The sequence below is a fragment of the Pseudonocardia kujensis genome, assembly GCF_021283305.1.
GTDB classification, from domain to species: domain Bacteria; phylum Actinomycetota; class Actinomycetes; order Mycobacteriales; family Pseudonocardiaceae; genus Pseudonocardia; species Pseudonocardia kujensis.
This window is the reverse complement of record NZ_JAJSOK010000037.1, coordinates 22043-46990: the sequence shown is the minus strand read 5'-3', so window position 1 is coordinate 46990 and position 24948 is coordinate 22043. Positions and strand designations below refer to the sequence as shown.

At 74.5% G+C, this 24948-nt stretch carries 23 protein-coding genes; 13 read left to right on the top strand and 10 right to left on the bottom strand.

Annotation, left to right across the window (positions count from 1 at the left end; translation table 11 throughout):
- Window positions 1–33 precede the first annotated feature (33 nt).
- The 3 genes from LWC35_RS23555 to LWC35_RS23545 are packed head-to-tail and all read left to right on the top strand — an operon-like array spanning window position 34 to window position 3307.
- Window positions 34–1215 (top strand): PP2C family protein-serine/threonine phosphatase, encoded by a 1182-nt coding sequence (locus LWC35_RS23555; protein ID WP_232872419.1) that lies wholly within the window; start codon window positions 34–36, stop codon window positions 1213–1215.
- Window positions 1212–2861, top strand: a complete 1650-nt coding sequence (locus LWC35_RS23550; protein ID WP_232872418.1) for a sensor histidine kinase — start codon at window positions 1212–1214, stop codon at window positions 2859–2861. The genes LWC35_RS23555 and LWC35_RS23550 overlap by 4 nt, the downstream gene beginning before the upstream one ends.
- A complete protein-coding gene (locus LWC35_RS23545) occupies window positions 2858–3307 on the top strand; it encodes a response regulator (RefSeq protein WP_308194645.1) in 450 nt (149 codons plus the stop codon). Before LWC35_RS23550 ends, LWC35_RS23545 begins: the two co-directional genes overlap by 4 nt.
- A 16-nt stretch (window positions 3308–3323) precedes the next feature.
- Here LWC35_RS23545 and LWC35_RS23540 read toward each other — a convergent pair whose 3' ends face one another.
- Entirely contained in the window at window positions 3324–3719 is a 396-nt protein-coding gene (locus LWC35_RS23540; RefSeq protein ID WP_232872417.1) for a hypothetical protein, read from the bottom strand.
- Between the two features lie 210 nt (window positions 3720–3929).
- On the opposite strand from LWC35_RS23540, the gene purL reads away from it, so the two are divergent.
- The 5 genes from purL (at window position 3930) to purM (ending at window position 11848) form a co-directional block, all read left to right on the top strand.
- Entirely contained in the window at window positions 3930–6272 is a 2343-nt protein-coding gene (gene purL / locus LWC35_RS23535; RefSeq protein ID WP_232872416.1) for a phosphoribosylformylglycinamidine synthase subunit PurL, read from the top strand.
- Between the two features lie 8 nt (window positions 6273–6280).
- On the top strand, window positions 6281–6631 hold the full coding sequence (locus LWC35_RS23530) for a sterol carrier family protein (RefSeq protein WP_232872415.1): 351 nt from the start codon (window positions 6281–6283) through the stop codon (window positions 6629–6631).
- Between the two features lie 142 nt (window positions 6632–6773).
- Entirely contained in the window at window positions 6774–8984 is a 2211-nt protein-coding gene (locus tag LWC35_RS23525; protein ID WP_232872414.1) for a putative bifunctional diguanylate cyclase/phosphodiesterase, read from the top strand.
- A 33-nt stretch (window positions 8985–9017) separates the two neighbouring features.
- Window positions 9018–10622 (top strand): amidophosphoribosyltransferase, encoded by a 1605-nt coding sequence (gene purF / locus LWC35_RS23520; RefSeq protein WP_232872413.1) that lies wholly within the window; start codon window positions 9018–9020, stop codon window positions 10620–10622.
- Between the two features lie 122 nt (window positions 10623–10744).
- Window positions 10745–11848 carry a phosphoribosylformylglycinamidine cyclo-ligase gene (gene purM / locus LWC35_RS23515; RefSeq protein WP_232872412.1) on the top strand — a complete coding sequence of 368 codons (1104 nt, stop codon included), beginning with the start codon at window positions 10745–10747 and terminating at the stop codon, window positions 11846–11848.
- Window positions 11849–11865: 17 nt separating this feature from the next.
- On the opposite strand, the gene LWC35_RS23510 is transcribed toward purM, so the two are convergent.
- Together LWC35_RS23510 and LWC35_RS23505 are read right to left on the bottom strand one after the other, a co-directional pair.
- The gene (locus tag LWC35_RS23510) at window positions 11866–12564 is read right to left on the bottom strand and encodes an NUDIX hydrolase (protein ID WP_232872411.1); all 699 of its coding nucleotides are present in this window, start codon (window positions 12562–12564) and stop codon (window positions 11866–11868) included.
- A 332-nt stretch (window positions 12565–12896) separates the two neighbouring features.
- Window positions 12897–13094 (bottom strand): DUF3073 domain-containing protein, encoded by a 198-nt coding sequence (locus tag LWC35_RS23505; RefSeq protein WP_037049508.1) that lies wholly within the window; start codon window positions 13092–13094, stop codon window positions 12897–12899.
- Between the two features lie 220 nt (window positions 13095–13314).
- Between LWC35_RS23505 and LWC35_RS23500 the strand changes: the two genes are divergently transcribed.
- On the top strand, window positions 13315–14151 hold the full coding sequence (locus tag LWC35_RS23500) for a DUF8083 family protein (protein ID WP_232872410.1): 837 nt from the start codon (window positions 13315–13317) through the stop codon (window positions 14149–14151).
- Here LWC35_RS23500 and ygfZ read toward each other — a convergent pair.
- Together ygfZ and LWC35_RS23490 are read right to left on the bottom strand one after the other, a co-directional pair.
- The gene (gene ygfZ, locus LWC35_RS23495) at window positions 14148–15239 is read right to left on the bottom strand and encodes a CAF17-like 4Fe-4S cluster assembly/insertion protein YgfZ (RefSeq protein ID WP_232872409.1); all 1092 of its coding nucleotides are present in this window, start codon (window positions 15237–15239) and stop codon (window positions 14148–14150) included. The two genes, LWC35_RS23500 and ygfZ, sit on opposite strands and share 4 nt — an antisense overlap.
- Complete coding sequence (locus tag LWC35_RS23490; RefSeq protein WP_308194644.1) at window positions 15236–15694, bottom strand: Fur family transcriptional regulator; 459 nt, start codon at window positions 15692–15694, stop codon at window positions 15236–15238. The genes ygfZ and LWC35_RS23490 overlap by 4 nt, the downstream gene beginning before the upstream one ends.
- A gap of 188 nt (window positions 15695–15882) precedes the next feature.
- On the opposite strand from LWC35_RS23490, the gene LWC35_RS23485 reads away from it, so the two are divergent.
- Window positions 15883–17232, top strand: coding sequence for a hypothetical protein (locus tag LWC35_RS23485; protein ID WP_232872448.1), 1350 nt, complete (start codon window positions 15883–15885; stop codon window positions 17230–17232).
- Window positions 17233–17276: 44 nt separating this feature from the next.
- Complete coding sequence (locus LWC35_RS23480) at window positions 17277–19409, top strand: hypothetical protein (protein WP_232872408.1); 2133 nt, start codon at window positions 17277–17279, stop codon at window positions 19407–19409.
- A 1032-nt stretch (window positions 19410–20441) separates the two neighbouring features.
- Here LWC35_RS23480 and LWC35_RS23475 read toward each other — a convergent pair.
- Window positions 20442–21071 carry a heme-binding beta-barrel domain-containing protein gene (locus tag LWC35_RS23475; protein WP_232872407.1) on the bottom strand — a complete coding sequence of 210 codons (630 nt, stop codon included), beginning with the start codon at window positions 21069–21071 and terminating at the stop codon, window positions 20442–20444.
- A complete protein-coding gene (locus tag LWC35_RS23470; protein ID WP_156067801.1) occupies window positions 21068–21226 on the bottom strand; it encodes a hypothetical protein in 159 nt (52 codons plus the stop codon). The genes LWC35_RS23475 and LWC35_RS23470 overlap by 4 nt, the downstream gene beginning before the upstream one ends.
- Before the next feature lie 226 nt (window positions 21227–21452).
- On the opposite strand from LWC35_RS23470, the gene LWC35_RS23465 reads away from it, so the two are divergent.
- Together LWC35_RS23465 and LWC35_RS23460 are read left to right on the top strand one after the other, a co-directional pair.
- A complete protein-coding gene (locus tag LWC35_RS23465) occupies window positions 21453–21770 on the top strand; it encodes a DUF1622 domain-containing protein (protein WP_232872406.1) in 318 nt (105 codons plus the stop codon).
- Between the two features lie 78 nt (window positions 21771–21848).
- Window positions 21849–23186, top strand: a complete 1338-nt coding sequence (locus tag LWC35_RS23460; protein WP_232872405.1) for a chloride channel protein — start codon at window positions 21849–21851, stop codon at window positions 23184–23186.
- 93 nt (window positions 23187–23279) lie between these two features.
- On the opposite strand, the gene LWC35_RS23455 is transcribed toward LWC35_RS23460, so the two are convergent.
- From LWC35_RS23455 to LWC35_RS23445, 3 genes are read right to left on the bottom strand one after another with little or no spacing between them, the layout of a single operon-like run.
- The gene (locus LWC35_RS23455) at window positions 23280–23579 is read right to left on the bottom strand and encodes a DUF1416 domain-containing protein (RefSeq protein WP_232872404.1); all 300 of its coding nucleotides are present in this window, start codon (window positions 23577–23579) and stop codon (window positions 23280–23282) included.
- 3 nt (window positions 23580–23582) lie between these two features.
- Window positions 23583–24419 (bottom strand): sulfurtransferase, encoded by an 837-nt coding sequence (locus tag LWC35_RS23450; RefSeq protein WP_232872403.1) that lies wholly within the window; start codon window positions 24417–24419, stop codon window positions 23583–23585.
- 48 nt (window positions 24420–24467) lie between these two features.
- Complete coding sequence (locus LWC35_RS23445) at window positions 24468–24929, bottom strand: DUF4395 domain-containing protein (RefSeq protein WP_232872402.1); 462 nt, start codon at window positions 24927–24929, stop codon at window positions 24468–24470.
- Between the last annotated feature and the right edge of the window lie 19 nt (window positions 24930–24948).

The following is a 24948-nucleotide window of genomic DNA, read 5'->3' as shown; positions in this document are numbered from 1 at the left end:
TGGCGGTCCGCTCCACCGACCGAGAGGCCGTTCGTGACCCGACCCCTGCCCGGTGCGGCCAGCCACCGGGTCCTGCTGGTCGAGGACGACCCCGGTGACGTCTTCCTCGTGCAGGAACTGCTCGCCGAGGTCGACCCGTCCGTGCGGGTCATCGTCGCGGAGTCCGTGCGCGCGGTCGTCGAGCGGAACCTGCTGCCGGCCGCGGACTGCGTGCTGCTGGACCTCAACCTGCCCGGGGTGAGCGGGCTCGACGGGCTGCGCGAGGTGCTGCAGGCGGATCCGTCCGCCGCCGTGTGCGTGCTCACCGGGCTCGACGACGAGCACCTCGGGATCGCCGCGGTCGGCGTCGGCGCGCAGGACTACCTGGTGAAGAACAAGGCCGACGGCGCCGTGCTGATCCGGGCGATCCGCTACGCCGTCGAGCGCCGCCGCGCCGAGGCGAGCATGGTGCGGCTGCGCGAGGAGCAGCTGGTGGCCGCGGAGTCGGTGCGTCTCGAGCGCGGCCTGCTGCCTTCGCTGCTGCTCGACGGCAGCACCGTGCGCGGCCGCTCCTTCTACCGTTCCGGGCGTACCCGCGCCGTGATCGGCGGGGACTTCTTCGACGCCGTCCGCGGGCCGTCGGGCACCGTGCACGCGATCATCGGCGACGTCTCCGGCCACGGCCCCGACGAGGCCGCGCTCGGTGCCCTGCTTCGGGTCTCCTGGCGCGCGCTGGTGCTGGCCGGCGTCGACGAGCCCCAGGTGTTGCCGAAGCTGCAGGAGGTGCTGGTCAGCGAGCGGCACGAGCGCACCCTGTTCACCACCGTCTGCACGCTCACGTTCGACCCCGCCCCCGCGGGCGGCGACCGGGTGCTGATCCGCGCGGCCGGCCACCCGCCCCCCGTCGCCTTGCGGCCCGAGCCGGTGTCGCTGCGCCCGCGTGTCGGCGTGCCGCTCGGGGTACTGCGGGACGCGAAGTGGGAACCCGAGGTGGTCGAGCTGGCGCCGGGATGGGCGCTGCTCCTGTTCACCGACGGGCTGATCGAGGGCCGGGGCGCCCGGCCCGACGAGCTGCTCTGGCAGGAAGGGCTGATCGAGGTGCTCGGGAAGGAGCGGGACACCCCGATGTCCGAGCTTCCGGGCAGGCTCGTCGAGCACGTCGAGCGGATCAACGGCGGTCCGCTCGCCGACGACGTCGCCATGCTGCTGCTCACCGACCTCGCGGGCGACGAGTGACCGCGCCCGCTCCCGCCCGCCGGCGTCGACCGGTCCGGCTGCGCCTCGACCCGGCCACGATGGAGGACGCGCAGCAGCGCTGGACGCTGCGCCGCTGGTTCACCGTCGGCGCCACGATCCTCGGGCTGCTGTCCGTGCTCGCGGTCGCGCTCGGCGCGTGGGCAGTCATGCGGATCGCCGGCGCCCGCACCGCGCTCTACGACGACGTCACCCCGGCCGTCACCGCCGGGCAGAACCTGTCCGCGGCGCTGCTCGACCAGGAGACCGGCGTCCGCGGCTACACCATCCTGGCCAACGACGAGTTCCTCGCCCCGTACGTGAACGGCCGGGCCGCCGAAGCGGCGGCCGTCGACGTGCTCCGGCCGTTCGACCGGACCTTCCCGGGCGCCGGTCTCGGCACGGCGCTGCAGCGGGTCGAGACCGCGGCGGACACCTGGCGGCGCGACTACGCCGAACCCACGATCGCCGCGGCCCGGACCGGCGCGCCGATCCCGGACGCCCAGCAGGGCCGGCAGCTGTTCAACGAGGTCCGTGCGGCCTCTGCCGGGCTGCTGGTCGGTCTGCAGGACGAGCGGCTGGCCGCCCGGCAGCGGCTCGACTCGTCGATCACCTTCCTGGCCGTCGTCGGGATCGCGATCACGGTCGTGGCCGCGGTGTTCCTGCTCCTCGCCGCGATCGGGCTGCGCAAGGTCATCCTCAGCCCGATCCGCCGGCTCGCGGGGCAGACCCGGCAGGTGGTCCAGGGTTCGGTCGGCACGCGGGTGCTCGGCAGCGGCCCGCGGGAGATCGTGGAGCTCGGCGCCGACGTCGAGGCGATGCGCTCGCACATCCAGCGCGAGGTCGACGAGCTGCAGGAGGCCAACGCGCAGCTCGACGACCGCACCCGCGACCTCGAGCGCTCCAACCGCGATCTGGAGCAGTTCGCCTACGTCGCCAGCCACGACCTGCAGGAACCGCTGCGCAAGGTGTCGAGCTTCTGCCAGCTGCTGCAGCGGCGCTACGGCGGCAAGCTCGACGAGCGGGCCGACCAGTACATCGAGTTCGCGGTCGACGGCGCGCAGCGCATGCAGCGGCTGATCAACGACCTGCTGGCCTTCTCCCGCGTCGGCCGCACCACCACCGGCTTCGAGCCGGTCGACCTGAACAAGGTCGCCCGGGCCGCCGCGACCCAGCTGGCCTCCGCCGTGGAGGAGACGGGCGGCGAGGTCGCGATCGCAGACGGCCTGCCGACCGTGCCGGGCGATCCGTCGCTGATTCAGCAGCTGCTGATGAACCTGATCGGCAACGCGCTGAAGTTCCACCGCGCCGACGTGCCGCCGCTCGTGCGCGTCGACGCCGTGCTGCGCGGCGACGAGTGGGAGATCTCGGTGTCGGACAACGGCATCGGGATCGAGCCCGAGTTCGTCGACAAGATCTTCGTGATCTTCCAGCGGCTCCACGGCCGGGAGGTCTACGCCGGGACCGGCATCGGGCTGGCCCTGGCCAAGAAGATCGTCGAGTTCCACGGTGGCCGAATCTGGGTCGACCACGGCGCGGCGGACGAGCCCGGCACCACCTTCCGCCTGACCCTGCCGGTGTCCCCGGCCGCCCCGCCCCCCGCCGACCCGGCCCTCGCCGGCGCGGTCCCGAGCAAGGAGTCCTCGTGAGCGAAGCCCTCACCGATCCCGCCCGCGTCGTCAACGTCCTGCTGGTCGAGGACGACCCGGGCGACGTCCTCATGACCCGCGAGGCCTTCGAGGAGCACCTGCACAACCGGCTCGACGTCGTCACCGACGGCGCGGCCGCGCTGGCCTACCTGCGCAACGAGGAGCCCTACCGGGACAGCCCGCGGCCGGACCTGATCCTGCTCGACCTCAACCTGCCCCGCCGCGACGGTCGCGAGGTGCTCGCCGAGGTCAAGGCGGACGAGGAGCTGCGCTCGATCCCGGTCATCGTGCTCACCACCTCGCAGGCCGAGGAGGACGTGCTGCGCAGCTACCAGCTGCACGCGAACGCCTACGTGACCAAGCCGGTCGACTTCGACGGCTTCATCGAGGCCATCAAGCAGATCGACCACTTCTTCGTCAGCGTGGTCAAGCTGCCCGGCACCTGAGGTCCGCCCGGGCGGGTCAGAGCATCGCGTCGATCTCGGCGCGGTGGTAGTTGAGCGGCGTGGTCGGGAAGCCGAACTCGTCCTTGTGCAGGGTCGCCGAGCCGCACCACCCGCAGCGGCCGGAGGCGTCGAGCACCGCGCGGCCCTCCAGCTCCGCCCGCCGGTCGGTGGCGCGGGCCGTCCCGCTCGCCGTGGAGCCCGGGCCGAGCGTCACGGGAGCGCCCGTGGCCAGCGCCGGCGGCTGCCTGCGCGCCTTGACCTGCTTGTAGATCCAGTAGGCCCCCACCGGGATCGCGACGATCAGCGCGATCCCCAGGAGCCACTGCACCAGCCCGACGGCCACGCTGATCGCGATCCCCGCCAGCACGAGCACCCCGACGATCTGCGCGATCCGCAGCACGACCTTCGACACGACCGGCCTCCTCCGCACCCGCCCCTCGTGACCGACGTTACCCGGGATCCGGCCGCGGCGGACCGGGTCGAACGGCCGGTGACCAGGCCTCGGCGCGCACGGCCGTCCCCTCGTCCGTCGGGATCGTCGCGAACCGGACGAAGCGCGTCACGTGCCCGGGTGACGGACGGCTCGCGAGACCAGTCCTCCGCGGCGTTTACGCTGGTACCCGTGACCGAGCTCGACGCCCGCACCGTCACCGACATCCCGATCGACACCGTCGCGAACGCCGCGGCCTCGCCCGACCAGCCGCAGCCCTTCCGCGAGCTCGGCCTCAAGGACGACGAGTACGCCCGCATCCGCGAGATCCTGGGCCGTCGGCCCACGGACGCCGAGCTGGCGATGTACTCGGTGATGTGGAGCGAGCACTGCTCCTACAAGTCCTCGAAGGTCCACCTGCGCTACTTCGGGGAGACCACGACCGACGCCATGAAGGAGAAGATGCTCGCCGGAATCGGCGAGAACGCCGGCGTGGTCGACATCGGCGACGGGTGGGCCGTCACGTTCAAGGTCGAGTCGCACAACCACCCGTCGTACGTCGAGCCCTACCAGGGCGCCGCGACCGGTGTGGGCGGCATCGTCCGGGACATCATGGCGATGGGGGCGCGGCCGATCGCGGTCGGCGACCCGCTGCGCTTCGGCCCTGCCGACGCCCCGGACACCGCGCGGGTGCTGCCCGGCGTGGTCGCCGGGATCGGCGGCTACGGCAACTGCCTGGGGCTGCCCAACGTCGGCGGCGAGGTCGTGTTCGACGCCAGCTATGCCGGCAACCCGCTGGTCAACGCCCTGTGCGTGGGCGCGATGCGGACCGAGGACCTGCACCTGGCCTTCGCCTCCGGCACCGGCAACAAGATCATCCTGTTCGGCGCCCGGACCGGGCTCGACGGCATCGGCGGCGTCTCGGTGCTGGCCAGCGAGACCTTCGGCGAGGGCACCGGCCGCAAGAAGCTGCCGAGCGTGCAGGTGGGCGACCCGTTCACCGAGAAGGTGCTCATCGAGTGCTGCCTGGAGCTGTTCCACGCCGGGCTGGTGGTCGGCATCCAGGACCTCGGCGGCGCCGGCCTCTCCTGCGCCACCTCCGAGCTGGCCAGCGCCGGCGACGGTGGCATGCACATCGACCTCGACGCCGTCCCGCTGCGCGCCGCCGGGATGACCCCCGCCGAGATCCTCTCCAGCGAGTCGCAGGAGCGGATGTGCGCGGTCGTGGCGCCGGAGAACGTCGAGGCGTTCATGGCCGTCTGCCGCAAGTGGGACACGATCGCCACGGTGATCGGCGAGGTCACCGACGGGGACCGGCTGGTCATCGACTTCCACGGCGAGACCGTGGTCGACGTGCCGCCGCGCACCGTCGCGCACGACGGCCCCGTCTACCGGCGGCCCGTCGAACGGGGCCCCGGCCAGGACGAGCTGGTGGCCGACACCCCGGCCGCGCTGCCCCGGCCGTCGGCGCCCTCCGAGCTGCGCGCGGAGATCCTCCGCATGGCCGCCTCGCCGAACCTCTGCAGCCGCGCGTGGGTCACCGACCAGTACGACCGGTACGTCCGCGGCAACACCGCCGCCGCGCAGCCCGCCGACGCTGGCGTGGTCCGGGTCGACGAGTCCACCGGCCGCGGGATCGCCGTCGCCACCGACTGCAACGCCCGGTTCGCGGCCCTGAACCCCTACGCGGGGGCGCAGCTCGCCCTGGCCGAGGCCTACCGCAACGTCGCGACCTCGGGCTCCGTGCCGCTCGCCGTGACCAACTGCCTGAACTTCGGCTCGCCGGAGGACCCCCACGTCATGTGGCAGTTCTCCGAGGCCGTCCGCGGTCTGGCCGACGGCTGCGCACAGCTCGGCATCCCTGTCACCGGCGGGAACGTCAGCTTCTACAACCAGACGGGTACCCAGGCGATCCTGCCGACCCCGGTCGTCGGCGTGCTCGGCGTGATCGACGACGTGGCCGCCCGCGTCCCCTCCGGCTTCCGCCGCGAGGGCGACGTCGTCGTCCTGCTCGGGTCGACGGCCGACGAGCTGGGCGGCAGCGAGTGGGCGCACGTGGTGCACGGGCACCTCGGCGGCGAGCCCCCGGCGGTCGACCTGGCGCACGAGCAGCGGCTGGCGCAGCTGCTGGTCGCGCAGGCCGGCGTGCTGACCGGCAGCCACGACCTGTCCGAGGGCGGCCTGGCCCAGGCCCTGGTCGAGGCGGCCCTGGTCGGCGGGCACGGTGCGACCGTCGCGCTGCCGGCAGCGCTGGCGGTGGACCCGTTCGTCGCCCTGTTCTCGGAGAGCACCGGGCGCGTACTGGTCACGGTGGCCCCCGAGGCGGCCGACGAGCTGCTCGCCGCGGCGGCCGAGGCCGGTGTCCCCGCCGAGCGTCTCGGCACGGTCGGCGCGAGCGAGGCGGCGGGCGCCGGGCTCGCGATCGACGACGTCGCCCCGCTGCCGCTCGCCGAGCTGCGCGCGGCGTGGGAGGGCACCCTGCCCGCGCTGTTCGAGGCCGACCGCGAGGCCCGGGCGGGCGCCGAGACGCTGTGATCGAGCGCGTGACCGACCCGGCCGGCGAGGCGGACCTGCTCGACGCGTGGCTGGCCGGCGGCGCCGCCCCGCCACGCAGCGTGATCAAGGAGGCCGTCAAGGAGTCCCTCGCCGCCCTCGCCGAGCGGGCGCCCGGCCACAGCGTCGAGGTCCGGATCCCGCCCTACGCGGCGATCCAGTGCATCGAGGGGCCGCGGCACACCCGCGGCACCCCGCCGAACATCGTCGAGACGGACGCCCGCACCTGGCTCGCGCTCGCGACGGGCCGTCTGAACTGGACGAACGCTGTGGGATCGGGCACGGTGAGCGCGTCGGGGTCCCGCGCCCCGGAGGTCGGGGCGCTGCTCCCGCTGCGCTGAGGACCACCGTCCGGGGTGCCCGCCGCGTCCCCGGAACGGGCGATGCCTGGGCCGTCCTGGTGGCGAAACGGCGTCTCGAGGTCGAAGATTGCCCCGATCGGCACACGGACGGGCCTGACGGGCGACGGGAGGTGGCTGCGTGGTGGCAGTGGGTAGCCTCCCGGGCCCCGACGACCTGCCGGCCGCACTGTTGCGCACGGCGGCGGCCGGGGCCGTCGGGGGGCTCGGCGGGATCCTCGGCGAGCAGCCGGGACCCGAGATCCGCTCGCTCGCGGAGCGCTGGGCCGAGCTGCTGCCGAACGCAGGGGTCGAGGACGCCGGCGTGCTCGCGTCGTTGCTCACCCGGTTGGGGGCCTCGCTGCGGGCCGAACCCTTCTGGCCGCTGGCCGTCCGGGGGATCGGGTCGGACCTGGCCGCGTCGGGCTTCTGCGGGGACCGGGCCGGACTGGTCGGGGCGGCGCCGGAGGACGTCCTGCCCGGCACCGTCCGGCTGCTGCGCGAGGCCGCCCCGGGCGCTTTCGGGATGACCTCGCCGGCGGACCGGCAGCGGCTGTCCCTCGCGCTCGACGAGCTGGCCGCCGGGTTCGCCGGTGCTCTGCGGTTCCGCGCCCACCAGGCGCAGGAGGACCTCATGCGGGCCACCCTGCGGGCCCGCCGCGACGTCGAGAAGGCGCTCGCGGAGAGCGAGTCGCACTACCGCACGATCTACACCCAGGGCCCGGTCGGCATCGCCATCGCGACGCTCGAGGGCGAGGTGGTCGACCTCAACCCGGCCGCCTGCCGGATGCTGGGCATGGCGGAGCGCCCCACCCTGCCGCGGCCGGTGTCCGACTTCATCCACCCGGACGACTACGAGGCGTTCGACGCCGCCTACCGCCGTCTGGTCTCCGGCACCCCGGACACCGTGAGCATCGACGTCCGGTTCGCCGGGCCGACCCGGATGTACGTCTGGGGGCACGTCACCGGCTCGCTGATCCGGGACGACACGGGCCGGCCGAGCCACCTCATCGGCGTGATCGAGGACGTCTCCGAGCGGTACCGGCTGCGGACCCGGCTCGTCGAGGCGTCGTCGCGGGACCGGCTCACCCGGCTGCCGAACCGGGACATCACCGAGGAGGCCGTGCAGCAGGCGTTCGCCGGCTCGGCGACCCGGGTGGGGCTGTGCGCGATCGACGTGGACGACTTCCGCCGGGTCAACGAGATCCACGGGCACGCCGTGGGCGACGAGCTGCTGGCCGCGCTGGCCGACCGGCTGCGCACCGCGGCCGGCCCGCACCTGGTCACCCGGACCGGCGGCGACGAGTTCGCCGTGCTGTTGACCGACCCCGAGGGCGTCGGCGAGGTGTCGGCGGTGGCCGACCGGCTGCTGGAGGCCCTCGCCGCGCCCTTCCACGTCTCGGGCCGGTGGATCGGGGTCACGGCCAGCATCGGGATCGCCGAGGGCGGCACGGCGTCGGAGTGCCCGGCCGAGCTGCAGCGCGCGGCGGGCGTGGCGCTGTCCTGGGCGAAGAGTCAGGGCGGCGGCACCCGCGCGGTGTTCGACCCGGAGCGCGACGCGGGCGAGGCGGCCCGGTTCGCGCTGCTCGCGAGCCTGCGCGGGGCCGTCGAGCGGGACCAGTTCCGGCTGGCCTACCAGCCGTTGGTGCGGCTGGCGGACCGGTCGGTGCGCGGCGTCGAGGCGCTCGTGCGGTGGGAGCACCCCGAGCAGGGGCTGCTCGGGCCCGGCCGGTTCATCGAGCTCGCCGAGCGCAGCGGCGCGATCGTCCCGCTCGGCCGGTGGGTGCTGGCCGAGGCCTGCCGGGAGGCGGCCTCCTGGCAGCAGGAGCTGGGCGTCGACGCGCCCTACGTGAGCGTCAACGTCTCCCCGGTGCAGCTGCCGGAGCCCGGGTTCGTCGAGGAGGTGGTCACCCGGCTCGCCGAGACGGGGCTCGCCCCGGACCGGCTGCAGCTCGAGATCACCGAGCAGGCGGTGCTGGGCGACGAACCCGCCACCATGGACGCGCTGTCCGCGCTGCGCGCCGCGGGCGTGCGGCTCGCCCTCGACGACTTCGGCACCGGCTACTCCAGCCTCGCCTGGCTGCGCCGGCTGCCGGTGCACGCGTTGAAGATCGACGGCTCGTTCATCGACGGGCTCCGGCACGAGCGCCCGGACCCGGTGGACGAGAGCATCGTGGGCTCGTTGGTCGCGATGGCCCACGCCCTCGGCCTCGAGGTCACCGCCGAGTGGGTGGAGACGGACCTGCAGGCGGAGCGGCTCCGGCGGCTCGGCTGCGACCTCGGGCAGGGCCGGTGGTTCGGTGACGCCGGTCCCGCTGGATGGGTTCCGGGCCTGCGGCGGCGTACCATCGAGTAGCCGCCACCCCGAGTTCCCCGAGGAGCGAGTGCGTTGAGTTCCAGCCGGAACGAGACCCCCGTCCACTCCGACACCCCCTCCGCCACCGCCGACCCCGCGGTCGACGACTCCCCCAAGGAGGAGTGCGGCGTCTTCGGCGTCTGGGCTCCCGGGGAGGACGTGGCCAAGTTGACGTACTACGGCCTCTACGCCCTGCAGCACCGCGGGCAGGAGGCCGCCGGCATCGCCGTGTCGGACGGCCGCCGGATGGTCGTCTTCAAGGACCTCGGGCTGGTCAGCCAGGTCTTCGACGAGCAGACCCTGTCCTCGCTGCGCGGCCACGTGGCCGTCGGCCACTGCCGGTACTCCACCACCGGATCCACGACCTGGGAGAACGCGCAGCCGGTCTTCCGCACCACCGCCACCGGGAGCGGCCTGGCCCTCGGGCACAACGGCAACCTGGTGAACACCGCGGAGCTGCGCGACGAGGTCGGGAAGCTCCAGGACAAGGGCCGCGACTCCGGGGTGCAGGCCACCACGGACTCGGACCTGGTCGCCGAGCTGCTCGCCGCCTCCGCCGCCGACACCGGCCTGGAGGAGGCCGCGATGCGGCTGCTGCCGCGGGTGCGCGGTGCCTTCTCCTTCGTCTTCGCCGACGAGAGCACCCTCTACGCCGCCCGCGACCCGCACGGCGTCCGCCCGCTGGTCCTCGGCCGGCTGGAGCGGGGCTGGGTCGTCGCGAGCGAGACGGCGGCACTGGACATCGTCGGCGCCTCGATGGTCCGCGAGGTCGAGCCGGGCGAGCTGCTCGCGATCGACGCGGACGGCATGCGCAGCGCGCGGTTCGCCGCCCCGGAGCCCAAGGGCTGCGTCTTCGAGTACGTCTACCTGGCCCGCCCGGACACCACGATCGTGGGCCGTTCCGTGCACGGCGCGCGCGTCGAGATCGGGCGCCGGCTGGCCCAGGAGTCCCCGGTCGAGGCGGACCTGGTGATCCCGGTCCCCGAGTCCGGCACCCCGGCCGCGATCGGCTACGCCCAGGGCTCGGGCATCCCCTACGGCCAGGGCCTGGTCAAGAACGCCTACGTCGGCCGGACCTTCATCCAGCCCTCGCAGACCATCCGCCAGCTCGGCATCCGGCTCAAGCTCAACCCGCTGCGCGACGTCATCCGCGGCAAGCGCCTGGTCGTGGTGGACGACTCGATCGTCCGCGGCAACACCCAGCGCGCGCTCGTCCGGATGCTCCGCGAGGCCGGGGCGCTCGAGGTGCACGTCCGGATCGCCTCGCCGCCCGTGCGCTGGCCCTGCTTCTACGGCATCGACTTCGCCAGCCGGGCGGAGCTCGTCGCGAGCGGGCTGGACACCGAGGGCGTGCGGCGCTCGATCGGGGCCGACTCCCTCGCGTACGTGTCGGTGGACAACATGGTCGCCGCCAGCGAGCAGCCGCGCAGCCGGCTGTGCTGCGCTTGCTTCGACGGCGAGTACCCGATCCCGCTGCCCGAGGAGGCCCGGCTGGGCAAGCACCTCCTCGAGGCCCCGGCGCTCGAGGCCGCGGGCGCGGCGTCCGGCGACCCCGGACCGCTGCGGGAGAACGGCCGGGACACCCCGACGCCGCTGTCCGTCGGCTACGGTGCTGCGGAAGCCCTGAACAGGCCCTGAGGCCTGTGCCGGCCCGGTCCGCCACCGCGGGCCGGGCGGCCGGGGCGGCGCACGCCCGCCGACCCGGCGGACGCGGGTGCCCCCGCGTCCGAGACCTCCCTCCAGGAACGAGAGCCCGACCCATGCCGACCTCCCCGTCGACCCCCGAGCAGGACCCGCACGCCAGCTACGCCGCCGCGGGCGTGGACATCGAGGCGGGTGAGGAGGCCGTCGAGCAGCTCCGGCCCTACGCCGAGAAGGCCACGCGCCCCGAGGTGCTGGGCGGGATCGGTGGGTTCGCCGGGCTGTTCGCGCCCAAGCTCGGCAAGTACACCGAGCCGGTGCTGGCCGCGTCGACGGACGGGGTGGGGACCAAGGTCGCCATCGCGCAGGCCATGGACAAGCACGACACCATCGGCCTCGACCTGGTCGCGATGGTGGTCGACGACCTGGTGGTCTGCGGAGCGGAGCCGCTGTTCCTGCAGGACTACATCGCCGTCGGCAAGCTCGTGCCCACGCAGGTCGCCACGATCGTCAAGGGCATCGCCGAGGGCTGCCAGCAGGCGGGCTGCGCGCTGCTCGGCGGCGAGACGGCCGAGCACCCCGGCCTGATGGAGGCCGGCGGGTACGACCTGTCGGCCACCGGGGTCGGGATCGTCGAGGCCGAGGCCATGCTGCGGCCCGAGCGCGTCCGCCCCGGCGACGTGCTGGTCGCGATGGAGTCCTCCGGTCTGCACTCCAACGGCTACTCGCTCGCCCGGCACGTGCTGCTGGACATCGCCCGGATGCCGCTCGACGGGCACGTCGAGGAGTTCGGCCACACCCTGGGCGAGGAGCTGCTGGTCCCGACCCGCATCTACGCCCGGGACTGCCTGGCGCTGGCCGCCGAGACCGGGGTGCGCACCTTCGCGCACATCACCGGCGGCGGACTGGCCCGCAACCTCGAGCGCGTGCTGCCGGACGGCCTGGTGGCGGTCGCCGACCGCGGGTCCTGGACCCCGGACCAGGTGTTCAAGCTCATCCAGGGCCGCGGCCGGGTCGAGCGCGGCGAGATGGAGAAGACCTTCAACATGGGCGTCGGCATGGTGGCGGTCCTGCCGCCCGACGACGTCGACCGCGCCCTCGCCGTCCTCACCGCCCGGCACGTGCCGGCCTGGGTGCTCGGCGACGTCCGGCGCGCGGACGGGGAGGCCTCCGGCAGGGCCGGGGCCCGGGTGCAGCTGGTGGGCGAGCACCCCCGCTTCTGACGGGCGGACCCCGCCGCTCAGGCGTGGGCCACGGAGACCGGCTCGCGCAGCATCGGCGGGTGCAGCGCGGTGGCCGGGCCGCGGCGGAAGAGCTGCGGCGGCCGCCCGCGGCCCCCGGTGACCCGGGTGGCGGTGGGGATGAGGAAGCCCGGCGTGGAGGTCACCTTGCGCTGGAAGTTGCGCGGGTCGATCTCGGTGCGCCACACCGCCTCGTAGACCCGGCGCAGGTCGGTGACCGTGAACTCCGGCGGGCAGAAGGCCGCGGCGAGGGTGGTGTACTCCAGCTTCGCCCGGGCGCGCTCGACGCCGTCGGCGAGGATCGTGTCGTGGTCGAAGGCCAGCCCGTAGACGTCCTCGACGGGCAGGAACGCCGCCGACGGGCCGCCGGTCGGCTCGGGGTCCGGCACGTCGGGGAGCAGCGCGAGGTAGCCCATGCTGAGCACCCGGCCGCGCGGGTCCCGGTCCGGTGCGGCGTACCCGCTCAGCTGCTCGAGGTGCCCCTGCACCGCGCCCTGGGTGGCTGCGCCGGTCTGCGCGGCCAGCTCCCGCGCCGCGGTGTCCCCGAGGTCCTCGTCGGCGCGGACGAAACCGCCGGGCAACGCCCAGTGGCTCTCGTAGGGCCGCTCCCCGCGCCGGACGAGCAGCACGTTGAGCTGGTCACGGCGCACGGTCAGGATCACCAGGTCGACCGCCACCGCGAACAGGTTCCCGCGCATCACACACCGCCTTCTCGTCGGTGTGATGCTATCGGGTGAAGATCGATCGCCGCAGGGTGGGCGGTACGTCCGATCCCGTGTCCGGGGATGTCCACGGAACGCCGCTGACCTGCAGCGGAACCCGGTGACGCCGGAGCGTGACCGGTGCCCGTACGCGTCCATCGCCCGGGCGTGGCGCGACGGGCGTGGGAAGACTCACGTCTCGCGCACAGGCACGAGAGTCGCGCCGCCCCGACGAACGCCTCCCACCCGTCCGACGACGGGTGGGAGGGTGCGTCGGTGACGTGCGGTGGTGCTGAACAGCCGCCCCGGCGGCGGGCGGGAGGACCGCGCTAGCGGCGCTCGTCGTCCTCGTCGTCGGCGTACGACCCGTAGCGCTCGGCGTACTCGTCGTACGACTCGTCGTCGTCGGTTACCGCCGTCCCACTGCCGATCTCCCGCTGCAACGCATCGAGATCCATGGTGGGGGAGCTGTACTTGAGCGCTCGGGCCACCTTCGTCTGCTTGGCCTTGGCTCGTCCGCGCCCCATGGCTGGTCCCCCTTACAACAGGGAAGGGGCGGCCGGATGTCTCGGCGGCCCCGTCTGTGTCATCACTGTCCTGGGACCCACAGTACCGTGCGGGACCGCGAGCGTGCGACGTGGCATCCACGGTGTGACGGACTTCCGTGCGCGGTCCGCGCCGCACCGGCCACCGGATCGTGCGGAGGCCGTGTCCGCCGGGCGGGCCGGTGCGGAAGGATCTCGGACCGTGCCGTCGCCGTTCCTCTCCTACCTGCGGGTCTACGAGCCGCTGCGTGCGTTCGACGGCGCGTCGGGCGCCGCCGTGCGGGCGGGGCTCGCGCGCGGGGCCGTCCGGCCGGACCGGGCGGGCCGGCGGGAGCGCGAGCTCTGCCTGCGGGCGATGCTGCACGGGCGGCTCCTGCCGGGCGACGCCGGCGGTGGGGCCGGCGCCCCGGTCGACGTGCTGGTCCTCGGCGGTGAGGGCGGCGAACCGTTCGTCTGTCCGCTCGACACCCGCCCGCGGGCAGCAGCGGCCGTGCTGGGCTTCCTGGCCGAGGAGGACCCGGTGCTGCGGTCCTCCGCGCTCGTGGTGCCCGAGTCCGCCGCGCGCCGCCGGGCGGAGCGGGCCGTGGCCGAGCTCGGGGACTCCGCGGCCCACGTCGTCACGGCCGCGTGGACCGTCCCGCTGCCCTGGTTCGCCCTGGTCGACGCCGAGGAACGGCAGGTCAGCCTGGATGCGCAGCGCCGTGTGTGGTGGCGGGTGCCGATCACCAAGGCGCTCGGGCGGGCGGCGCAGGCCGGGCGGGTGGTGCGCGCCGCCCTCGGCGACGAGGGGCCCGCCGAGGTGCTCGCCGAGACGCACGGTTGGCTCGAGCGGTTCGACCGGAACTCGATCGTCGAGCTCGACTACGGCGGTCTCGTCGACCTGCTCGACGATGCCGCCCTGCGCGCCGACGACTCGGCCGCCGAGGTCCGGCGCGCATTGCGGTTGCTGCGCGCGGGGGACCTCGACGGGGCCACGGAGTGCTACAACCGGCTCCGCGACTTCTGGGGCCGGGTCGCGGCCCGGCAGCGGGACGGTTAGCGCACGCGGAGCTGAGCGGCCCGCCCGGGCGGCGGGGCACCGTCGTCGGGCGCGTAGGAGTCCGGGTCGATGGCCGCGGGCGAGGCCCGCTCCCCGGTTCCCGCGACCAGCTCGGCGTCGGCGGGCACCGAACGCTTGAGCAGGGCCAGCACCACCGAGCCCAGCTCGTGGTGCTGTGTGACACTCCCCACACGCCCGACGGTGCGCCCGTCCTTCTGGACGGGGTCGCCGGTCACGGGCAGCTCCTCGTCGCCGGCGTCGAGGTGCAGCAGCACCAGCCGGCGCGGCGGGCGCCCGAGGTTGGCGACGCGGGCGACGGTCTCCTGGCCGCGGTAGCAGCCCTTGGTGAGGTGCACGGCCGACGGGATCCAGTCGACCTCGTGCGGGATGGTCCGGTCGTCCGTGTCGAGGTGCACGCGGGGGCGCCGGGCCTCCACCCGGAGCGCCTCGAAGGCCATCGTCCCGGCCGGGCGGGCGCCCGCGGCCGTCAGCCGGGCCCACCAGGCGTCACGCCCGCCGCGGGGGACGAGCACGTCGGCGGCGTCGGGCCCGGGCCACGGCATGCGCCGGACGAGCCCGCCCTCCGGGATCGCGGCGCTCGCGTGGGCGCCCTCGGGCACCGCGAGACCGGCCGCCGCGAGCACGGCGGCGGTGTCCGGGCCCACCAGCGACAGCACGGCCAGCTCGGCGGTCGCGTCGCGCGGCTCGACCTTCGACCAGAACACCATCTTCTGCAGGTAGGCGAGCAGCTCGGCCAGGTCGTCCTGTTCGGTGTCGAGCCAGACCGTGTCGCCGACGTGCGAGACGAGGGCGTGGTGGAGCACCCGCCCCTGTGCGTCGAGGATCAGCGCCTCGGTGCCTGCGCCCTCCGGCAGCTCGCTGACGTGCTGGCTCAGCAGCAGGTGCAGCCAGCTCAGGCGTTCCTCGCCCGGCACCGCGATCACGCCGCGGTGGGAACGGTCGACGACGGCGGCCGAACGGGCCATGGCGCGCTGCTCGGCGAGCGGGTCGCCACGGTGCGCGGGAACGGCGGCGTCGGGGTCCGGCTGCCCGGCCGGCCCCTCGGGGACCTCGGGTACCTCGGTCACGCGTGTGTCTCCTTCTCCTCGAGCTCGTCGGCGGCCTTCCGGTCGGCCTCGCGACAGCGCGCGCACCGCCCGGAGAGCGCGACGTGCGTGACGTCGAGCTCGAAGTCCTCCTGCGCGCGCAGCTGGTCGGCCAGCGCCTCCATCAGGGCCGTGGGTGCCTCGCTCACCGCGCCGCAGTGGTGGCACACGAGGTGGACGTGCTCGTGCTCGCGCTCCGAATAGGTCGGCGCACCGTGCCCGAGATGCGTGTGCCGGACGAGCCGCAGCTCCTCCAGCAGATCGAGCGTGCGGTACACGGTGGTGATGTTCACCGCGGGCGCCGCGCGCTGGACCTGGGTGCAGATCTGCTCGGGCGTGGCGTGCCCCAGCTCGCGGACCGCGTCGAGGACCAGCTGGCGCTGGGGCGTCATCCGCAGGCCGCGCCGGTGCAGCGTCGACTTGAGCGAGGTGTCCACGGACCCGATGGTAGGCGCGTCGGGGCTCGTGGGACCGTGGCGAGGGTGAGTGCTCCACGGCCCGCTGTCGCAAGTCGACTGGCCGGGTGGAGTCGTGCTCCGTTAGGGTGAACGCTTCTGAACGCGAGTACGGATCTCCCTACCCTCGGCGAGGTGAGTGGCGGGGCGGCGACGGAAAGGGTCGGGACATGACGGCTGACGGGGGAGAGCGTTCGCTCGGTGCCCCGAGGTTCGACGTCGTGCTCCGCGGCTACGACCGCAGGCAGGTCGACGAGCACGTGGCGCGCCTGCAGCGGGTCCTGGCCCGCATGCGCGCGGACCTCGACGCCGCTCGCAGCCATCCCTTCCCGGTCGTGGGGCCGCCCCCTCCGGGCATGGGCCCGCAGCGGCCCCCGGGGCCCGGCGGACCGATGGGCCCGCCGCCGGGGCCGCCCCCGGGGGGCCGCCCGCGTCCCACCCCGCGGCCGCGCCCGGGCGGACCCGACTCGCCCGACATGATCGGCTCCTTCACCGACCGGATGCAGAGCATCCTCCAGGCCGCCGAGGAGGAGGCCGAGGAGATCCGCTCCGCCGCTCGGCGCGACGCCCGGAACGAGGCCGAGTCGCTGCGCAAGCAGCAGGAGAGCGCGCGGACCGAGCTCGCCGAGCTGAGCCGCCAGCGCGATGCCGTCGTCGCCGAGCTGACGCGGCTGCGCGGCCAGCTCGAGGGCCTGCTCGGCGCCCCGACCGCCCGGTTCGCCGTGACCCCGCCGGCATCCGGTACGTCCTCGCCGCCGAAGGGGGAGGACGCCCGGACCGAGCGGCCGGGCCGGCCCAGCCCGCGTCCCAAGCCCGCGCCCGCCGAGGGCCCGGCCGCAGGGGCCGCCGCCCAGCCGTTGCCGGGTGCCGCCCCGTCGCAGACGCCCTCGCAGTCCGGGGTGAAGGCCGGCTCGCCCGTCGAGGAGACGACGGTGGTCCGTCGTCCCGAGTCCGGGCCCGGTTCCGCGCCCGGCGATCTCTTCCGGCCCGCCTCCGAGGCCCGCGGCGAGAACCGCCCGGAGCCCGACGACGAGGCCGAGCCCGCCACCGCCATGGTGCCGCTCGCGTCGTCCGATGAGGACGGCGAGAAGCCCGGACCGCCTGCGCGGCAGGTGGAACCGGATCGCACCGTCGCGGTCTCCGCGGTCTCGGCGCGGCCCTCGGTGAAGCGATCCGGGGACACCGGATCGGCTGAAAAGTCCGGCGTCACCACGTCGTCGGCGGGGTCGGACACGCCCGGTGACACGCCCACGTCCGGGGCCGAGCCTGCGGCGAAGACCGGGTCCGACGAGGTGTCGGAGACGGTCAAGGTTGGCGCGGTCCGGCCGGCTCCCGCCGCCCCCGGCGATGCATCGAAGGGTCGAAACGGCAGGTCAGGGCCTTCCGACGAACCGCGCGGCAGTCAGTCGAACGGCGAGCGCAACGGCGCGGGCACGTCCTCGTCCGGCTCCGGACGACCGTCCGACAGCGACGACGCGCCCCGTTCGGACCGGTCGACCTCGGGGTCACGCTCCGGATAGAACGACTGCGCACCGTGACGTAGATCGGCGTAGCGTGCGCGCCCATGGAGCAGGCGTTCTCGGCTGACGTCCTCGTGCCGCTGGGCGTCGGGGCCGCGGCACTGGTGATCGCGGTCGTGATCGTCGTTGTTCGTGCGGTGCGCGGCAAGGCGAAGAGCCGCCCCGTGGCCGAGCCCACGCACGCGGACTGGACCGGCGAGTCGGTCGGCGAGATGCCCGCTCCGCGCCCCGCCCCCGAGGCCGTCCCGGTCGCGGTGGCGGCGGGCGTCGGGAGCGCCGAGCAGTCGCGCCCGCGGACGGTGGCCGACGCCGTGGCCGTACAGGAGGCCGACACCGCGCCGCTCCCCGTGCAGTCCGACGTCCTGCTCGCCCGCGCCCGCGCCCACCGCGCGGCGGCCGAGCACGCCGCCGCCATCCAGGCCGAGGCCCGCCGCGCCGCGACGGGCGATCCCGGCTCGGCGGAGTCGCCCGCCGATGTGCCGGGTACCGCGGGCGGGGCCGGCGCGGCGCGCACCGGGGGCCGCGCGACCGCCGACGGTGCGCAGCCCGCGCCGGCCCGTTCGCTCGCCGACCGGGGCGCGGCGGAGGTCGAGGCCGACGCCGAGACCGACGCGAACGCGCGGCAGGCGAGGGCGTCCGACGCCCTGGGCGCGGCAGCCGGCCCCCGGGCCGCCTCGCCGCACCGCGGTCCGGAGGCGGATGCAGTGGCGCCAGACGTCGCCGCCGCGGCGGACGAGGCGGCTCCCGCTTCGGCCGAGGCCGAGCGGGCGGTGGCGGACCCGGCAGGAGCCCGGCCCGTCCAGGAGGACGAGGTGGCCGACGCCCCCGTGCTCACGCCCGAGGCCCGCGCCGCCCGGCTGACCGAGGCGGCCAAGGGCGCGCCGACCCCGTACGCCCGGGCCCGCGCCGCGGAGCAGGGAGAGGCTGCGCCCGGGGCCGCCGAGCAGGGGGCGGCCGCGGAGCAGGGCGTCGTCGAGCAGGGCGTCGTCGAGCGGGGCGAGCAGGGACCTGCCGAGCAGAGGGTCGCCGAGCGAGGGACCGTGCAGCAGGGGACTGCCGAGCAGGGTGTCGCCGACCAGCGGAACGGGCGGGAGGGGGCCGTCGCCGATGCAGTCGCCCCGGCAGACGAGCGCCCCACCACCGCCCAGCTCGCGGCGCTCGGAGCGGTCGGTCTCGGCGCTGCCGCACTCGGGCTCCGTACGCCGGTCGGCGACGAGGAGGCCGCCTCGACAGGTGCGGCGCCCTCGGATGCCGAGCCCCGTCCCGCGAGTGCCACGGCCGAGAGTGCTCTCGGCGGAGCCGATCCCGCAGCACGAGCCCGCCGCCCCGTCGACGCCACGGCGCCGCCGCACTCGACCACCGCGCCCGGCGCCGGAGCGGCCGGACCGGCCGACGTCGCTGCCACAGCTGGTTCCACCTCCACCGCGGCCGCCGGCTCTGCCGACGACGCCGACCGAGCACCCGAAGATGCCGCGGCCGAGGCAGCCCGACCGGTCGACACCCCGCGCGAGGACGAGCTCGCAGCCGAGGACCGACTCGCAGCCGAGGACGGGCTCGCAGCCGAGGACGGGCTCGCAGCCGAGGACGGGCAGCGCCCGGCCGAGCAGGGACCCGTCGCGCCCACGGTTGCCTCCCAGAGCGGGACCCTCGACTCGTACGCCGCGTCCGAGCGCCCGGACTCCGAGCGCCCGGACTCCGAGCGCCCGGACTCCGAGCACCCGGACTCCGAGCACCCGGGGCCCGAGCGGCCGGCCACCGACCAGCAGGACGCGGCGCACAGCGGTGCGCTCGAGCCGCTCACCACGGAGCAGCCAGGACCGGAGGAGGCGGGGTCCAGCCGGACCGTCGCCGCAGCCGTCCAGCACGCCCTTGCGGCGCGGGCGCGGGCCGCACAGCCCCACGGCGTGATCGACCCTCGCCGTGGCGACGCCCGCGACCGGCTCCTCGCCGTGCTCCTCGACGACCCGGTGCGCGCGGTCGGCGCGACGGTCGAGCTGCAGAGCCAGCAGGAGGAGCTGAGCAGGCTCGCGGAGGAGATGCGGCACCGGCGCGAGGAACTCGGCTCCGTCGTCCGTCGGCTGGCCGCCGCCGGCCTCGCCCCGGACCAGGTCGCGAAGCTCGCGGGCCTCGACCGCGCCGAGGTCGACCGCATGCTGAACCAGCCCCAGCGCCCCTGACCCGCAGGCCGGGCAGGATCACTCCGAGAGGGACAGGAGCGCAACACCGACCCCGCTCCCGTGACCGTCAGAACGATCACCTGCGCGATGACCGCCGCGAGTGTGACAGGAACGCTTCAGCGGCAGCACTGGGGCGACCGTCAGAACGATCACCTGCGCGATGACCGCCGCGAGTGTGACAGGAACGCTTCAGCGGCAGCACTGGGGCGACCGTCAGAACGATCACCTGCGCGATGACCGCCGCGAGTGCGACAGGAACGCTCCATCGGCAGCACTGGGGTGACCCCAGAACGATCATGGGCTCACTTGCTTGATCGCTGCTCGCGGCGCGAGAGAACGCTGCGGGCAGCGCTCAGGCCCTCGCAGGAACTACCACGGCGAGACCGCTTGATCGCTGCGTGCGATACAGCAGCGCTCGACGGGTAGCGCTCACGTGACCGCCAGAACGATCACATGGGCAAGATCGTCGCGAGCGGGACGGGAACGCTCCAGCAACAGCATCATGGTGACCATCGGAACGATCACGGTCCGTCGCCCGATCGCGGTGAGTGCTGCAGGAGTGCTCCGCGAGCAGCGCCAGCGTGGCGCTCAGCATGATCACCTGGTGCCATGATCACGGCGAGTGTGACAGGAACGCTCCAGCGGCAGCACTGGCGTGACCGCCAGAACGATCACCAGCCAGAGTTACGGGAGCGCGCGAGCGGCAGCACTGGCGTGACCGTAAGAACGATCAGGCGCGGCAGGACCGGACCGACAGTGACCGCAGCGCAGCAGCACCCTGCGCCACCATCGCCGCCGGAAGGATCACCGCCGGAGGGATCACCAGCCAGAGTTACGGGAGCGCGCGAGCGGCAGCACTGGCGTGACCGTAAGAACGATCAGCCGCGGCACGATCGGACCGACAGTGACCGCAGCGCAGCAGCACCCAGCGCCACCGTCACCGCCGAAAGGATCACCGCCGGAAGGACCACCACCGGAACGATCACCGTCGAACGACTCCCGTCAACGATCACCGCAGGCGACAGCTCACCCTCAGCCCGCCACCCGGTGCAGCAGCGCCGACATGTGCGGCTGCATCGGCTGGCCCTCCATCGCCCGCTCGTCGACGTAGGCGAGGTCGCCCTGGTTGACCAGGCCGTAGAGACGCTTGGCCGCGACGACGTCCTTCGCCGACGGCGTGCGCACCACGGCGTCGGTCTCGATCTGCCAGGAGCGCAGGTCGCCCTTCTCGCCGTACCAGGCCTCGATGATCCCGGTCGCGTGGGCGATGAGGACCTCGAGCGAGCCGTCGGGCTGGGGGCGCCAGAACCCCGTCTCGCGCGCGGCGGGCCGGATCACCTTCCCGTCCTCGTCGAGCAGCCAGGCCCGGGCCTCGTACGAGACGAACGGACGGCCGTCGTGCGCGAACACGAGCTGCTGGCCGAAGTGGAAGGGCCCGTCGATCGTCGGGTAGACGACCTCGCCGGTCCCGCGCCACACGCCGATCAGCGGGAGCAGGCCGACGCACTGTTCGTGCAGGTCCGGACCTTGCCGGAGGTTGGCGGTGTCGTCGGGCACCGGCAGGTCGTCCCACTGCGGCCGGTTGCGCTGCGGCGAGTCCGGCGCGGCGTTGACGGGGCCGGTGATCGTGGTGGGGACGTCGTTGCCGTCGGGCTGCGTCATGCGGAGGGCTCCTCCGGGACTTCCTCGGTCGGTCGAGCCGCGAGCGCGGCGGCGGCGTCGGGCGCCGTCGTGAAGAGGCGCCGCAGCAGGAAGCCGGTGAAGGCGACCGTGCCGGCGCTCGCCGCGATCAGCAGCACGGTGAAGAACCAGTGCACGGCGGGCGAGCATAGTCCCGCCGACCCCCCGTTCGCCCGCCCCGGGTGAGGGCGGCGCGCCTCCGTCCGGACCAGGCTGCCGGGCGGGAGGCGGAATGGGTGGGCTCGCGGCCGAGCCGGAGACGACGGTCGTCCGGCTGATGGATGGCGCGGCGGTGGCCTTCGAGGTGCTCGGCGCCGCGGTCCTGGTGCTCGGCCTGGTCTGGTCGGCGGTGGTGTCGCCCGCGTGTGGATCACGACCGGCCGCGGCCGCGACGGCTACCAGACGCTGCGCGAGACGTTCGGCGGCACGCTCCTGCTCGCGATCGAGGTGCTGGTCGCCGCGGACCTGCTCCGCACGATCGCGGTCGAGCCGACCCTGCAGAACGTCGGCATCCTCGGCCTGATCGTCGCGATCCGCACGTTCCTCAGCTTCTCGCTGGAGATCGAGATCGACGGCGTCCCGCCCTGGCGGCGGGCGCTGACGAGCGGCCCGGAACGGATGGCCGCCGCCGCCGTGCGGGCCCGCGACCGGACCGCGGCGTCGGCCGCCGAGGACGGCTGAGTCACCCGCTCCGGGCGGTGCCGCCCGCGCGTCCGCTCCGAGAGGGTGGGCGACCGGCGCGACGACGGGAGTGCGGTGATGGCCCAGGCGGACGAGGCCGCGAGGACGGGCACCGGGACGGGGGCGGCGGCACCGTTCTCCCCCGAGGCCGTCCTCCGCTCGGCCGGCTACACCCGGCTTCTGCTGCTCGGCGCGATCGTCGGGGTGCCGATCTCGGCGGCGGCGTACTTCTTCCTCCAGCTCGTCACCGGGCTCCAGCGGTGGACGTACACCGATCTACCGCACGCCCTCGGCTTCGCCGCCGCGCCGGTGTGGTGGCCGTTCCTGCTCCTGGCCGTCGCGGGCCTGGCCGTCGGCGTCGTCATCCGCTACCTGCCGGGGCATGGCGGTCACTCTCCGGCCGACGGCTTCCACACCGGCACGACGCCGGTCCCGCGCGAGCTGCCCGGGATCCTGCTGGCGGCGCTCGTCGGACTGGGACTCGGGGTGGTCCTGGGCCCGGAGGCGCCCCTGATCGCGCTGGGCGGCGGCCTGGGCGTGCTGGCGCTGCAGGCCGCCCGCAAGGGCGCCGACGGCCGCGCTGCCGCGGTCCTCGCCGCCACGGGCAGCTTCGCGGCGATCAGCACCTTGCTGGGCTCGCCGATCCCGGGGGCGTTCCTCCTGATGGAGGCGTCCCTGGCCGCGGGCGCGGCTCTGGGCGTGATCCTGCTGCCCGGGCTGTTGGCGGCCGGGATCGGGTCGCTGATCTTCCTCGGGCTGGACTCGCTGACGGGGCTCGGGACGGCCTCGTTGACCCTCCCCGGCCTCCCGCCCTTCGGCCGGACCGACATCGTCCAGTTCGGGTGGGCCGTGCTGGCCGGCCTGCTGGCGGCCCTGGTCGGCACCGGCATCCACCGCCTGACCGCGGTGGTGCGGCGGCAGGCCGAGCCGCGGATCGTGGTGGCAGGCCCGGTGATCGGGGTGGTCGTGGCCGGGCTGGCGGTGCTGGCGGCGGCCCTGAGCGGGCACGACGCGTCGTTCGTGCTGTTCTCGGGGCAGGAGGGCCTGGGCCGGCTGTTGGCCGGCCAGGCCGGCTGGGCGCCCACCGCGTTGGCCGTCGTGCTCGTCGCGAAGGCGCTGGCGTACGCGCTCTGTCTCGCGAGCTTCCGCGGCGGCCCGATCTTCCCCGCGCTCTTCATCGGTGGTTCGGGCGGTCTGCTGCTGTCGCACCTGCCCGGGCTGCCGCTCGTGGCCGGGGTGGCGATCGGCATCGGCGCGATGGCGACGGTGATGCTGCGCCTGCCGCTCACCTCGGTGCTGCTGGCGACGCTGCTGCTCGGCACGGACGGGCTGGTCGTGATGCCGCTGGTCATCGTCGCGGTCGTCGTCGCGCACGTGACCGCCGCGCGCCTGGCCCCGGCGCCCCCGGCGGTCTGACCGCGACTCGCGGAAGCCCGGACCCCGACTCGCGGAGACGGCACCGCCCCGGTCACCACGGGGGTGGCCGGGGCGGTGGATGTCGCGGGTCCGTCAGGCGACGGCGATCTCCGTGCGGTGCAGGCCCGGTGACTCCGGCGAGAGCGTGGCCTCGCCGTTGCCGCTGCGGGACAGCGCCCGGACGGTCCAGGTGCCCGGCGCGGCGAAGAACCGGAAGTCGCCGGAGGCCGACGACACGACCTCGGCCGTGAACTCGCCGGTCCCGTCGAGCAGCCGCACGAACGCGCCGCCGACCGGCTTGTCGCCGGACACGACACGCCCGGCCAGCACGGTCTCCTTGGTCAGGTCGGTCCCGGCGGGCAGCAGCGCCGCCTGGTCAGGTGCTCCACACATAGGTCACTTGCTCCCCAGCTCGATCGGCACGCCGATGAGCGAGCCGTACTCGGTCCAGCTGCCGTCGTAGTTCTTCACGTCCGCGTGCCCCAGCAGCTCGCGCAGCACGAACCACGTGTGGCTGGAACGCTCGCCGATGCGGCAGTAGGCGATGGTCGACTTGCCGGCGTCGAAGCCCGCCTCGCCGTACAGGGCGGTGAGCTCCTCGTCGGACTTGAAGGTGCCGTCCTCGTTGGCCGCCTTCGACCACGGGATGTTGATGGCCGACGGGATGTGGCCCGGCCGCTGCGACTGCTCCTGCGGCAGGTGCGCCGGGGCGAGGATCTTGCCGGAGAACTCGTCGGGCGAGCGGACGTCGACCAGGTTCTTGGTCCCGATCGCCTCGACGACCTCGTCGCGCAGGGCGCGGATGGAGGCGTCGGCCGGCTTGGCGGTGTAGCTCGTGCCGGGACGCTCGGGCACGTCCGTGGTCAGCGTGCGGCCGTCGAGCTCCCACTTCTTGCGGCCGCCGTCGAGCAGCACGACCTTCTCGTGGCCGTAGAGCTTGAACTCCCAGTACGCGTAGGCGGCGAACCAGTTGTTGTTGCCGCCGTAGAGGACGACCAGGTCGTCGTTGGCGACGCCCTTGCTCGACAGCAGCTCGGCGAACTGCTCCTGCGACACGATGTCGCGGCGGACCGGGTCCTGCAGCTCGGTCGTCCAGTTGATCTTGACGGCACCGGGGAGGTGGCCGCCGTCGTAGGCGGTGGTGTCCTCGTCGACCTCGAGGAACACGACGCCCTCGGTGCCCAGGTTCTTCTCCGCCCAGTCGGCGGTGACCAGGACGTCCTCGCGGCTCATGGTTGTGTCACTCCTGTGTGTCGGTGTCGATGGTGAACGGTGGTGGGGTCAGGCGCGTGCGGCGCGCGCCCGGGCGAGCAGGCCGTACATCTCGCAGCCCAGGCAGAAGCCGAAGGCGGCGTTGAGGAACGCCGCCACCAGCGCGAACGCCGTGGCGACGATCCCGAGCACGGTCAGCCCGGAGAGGTAGCCGACCGCGCCGACCGTGGCGAAGACGAAGCCGACGGTCTGGGAGAAGCGGACCGGTGCGGCCGCCTCGCGCTCGGCCGGCGGGCCCAGGCGGGGCGCGACCGCCAGCCGGTAGAGCACGCCGTAGGGCGCGAACCGCATGCCGGCGAACGCGCCCGCCGCGAACACCAGTGCCTGCGCGGCGGCGAGCCAGCCGCTGCCGCTGACGAGGACCAGCGCCAGGACGACGGTGGTCAGTCCCGCGGCGAAGCGGACGCCACGGGGATCCAGGGGCGGGTCGGTCGAGCGCGCGGGCGCGCCGGACCCGTCCGGTGCGGACATGCGGGTACTCCTGAGGTTC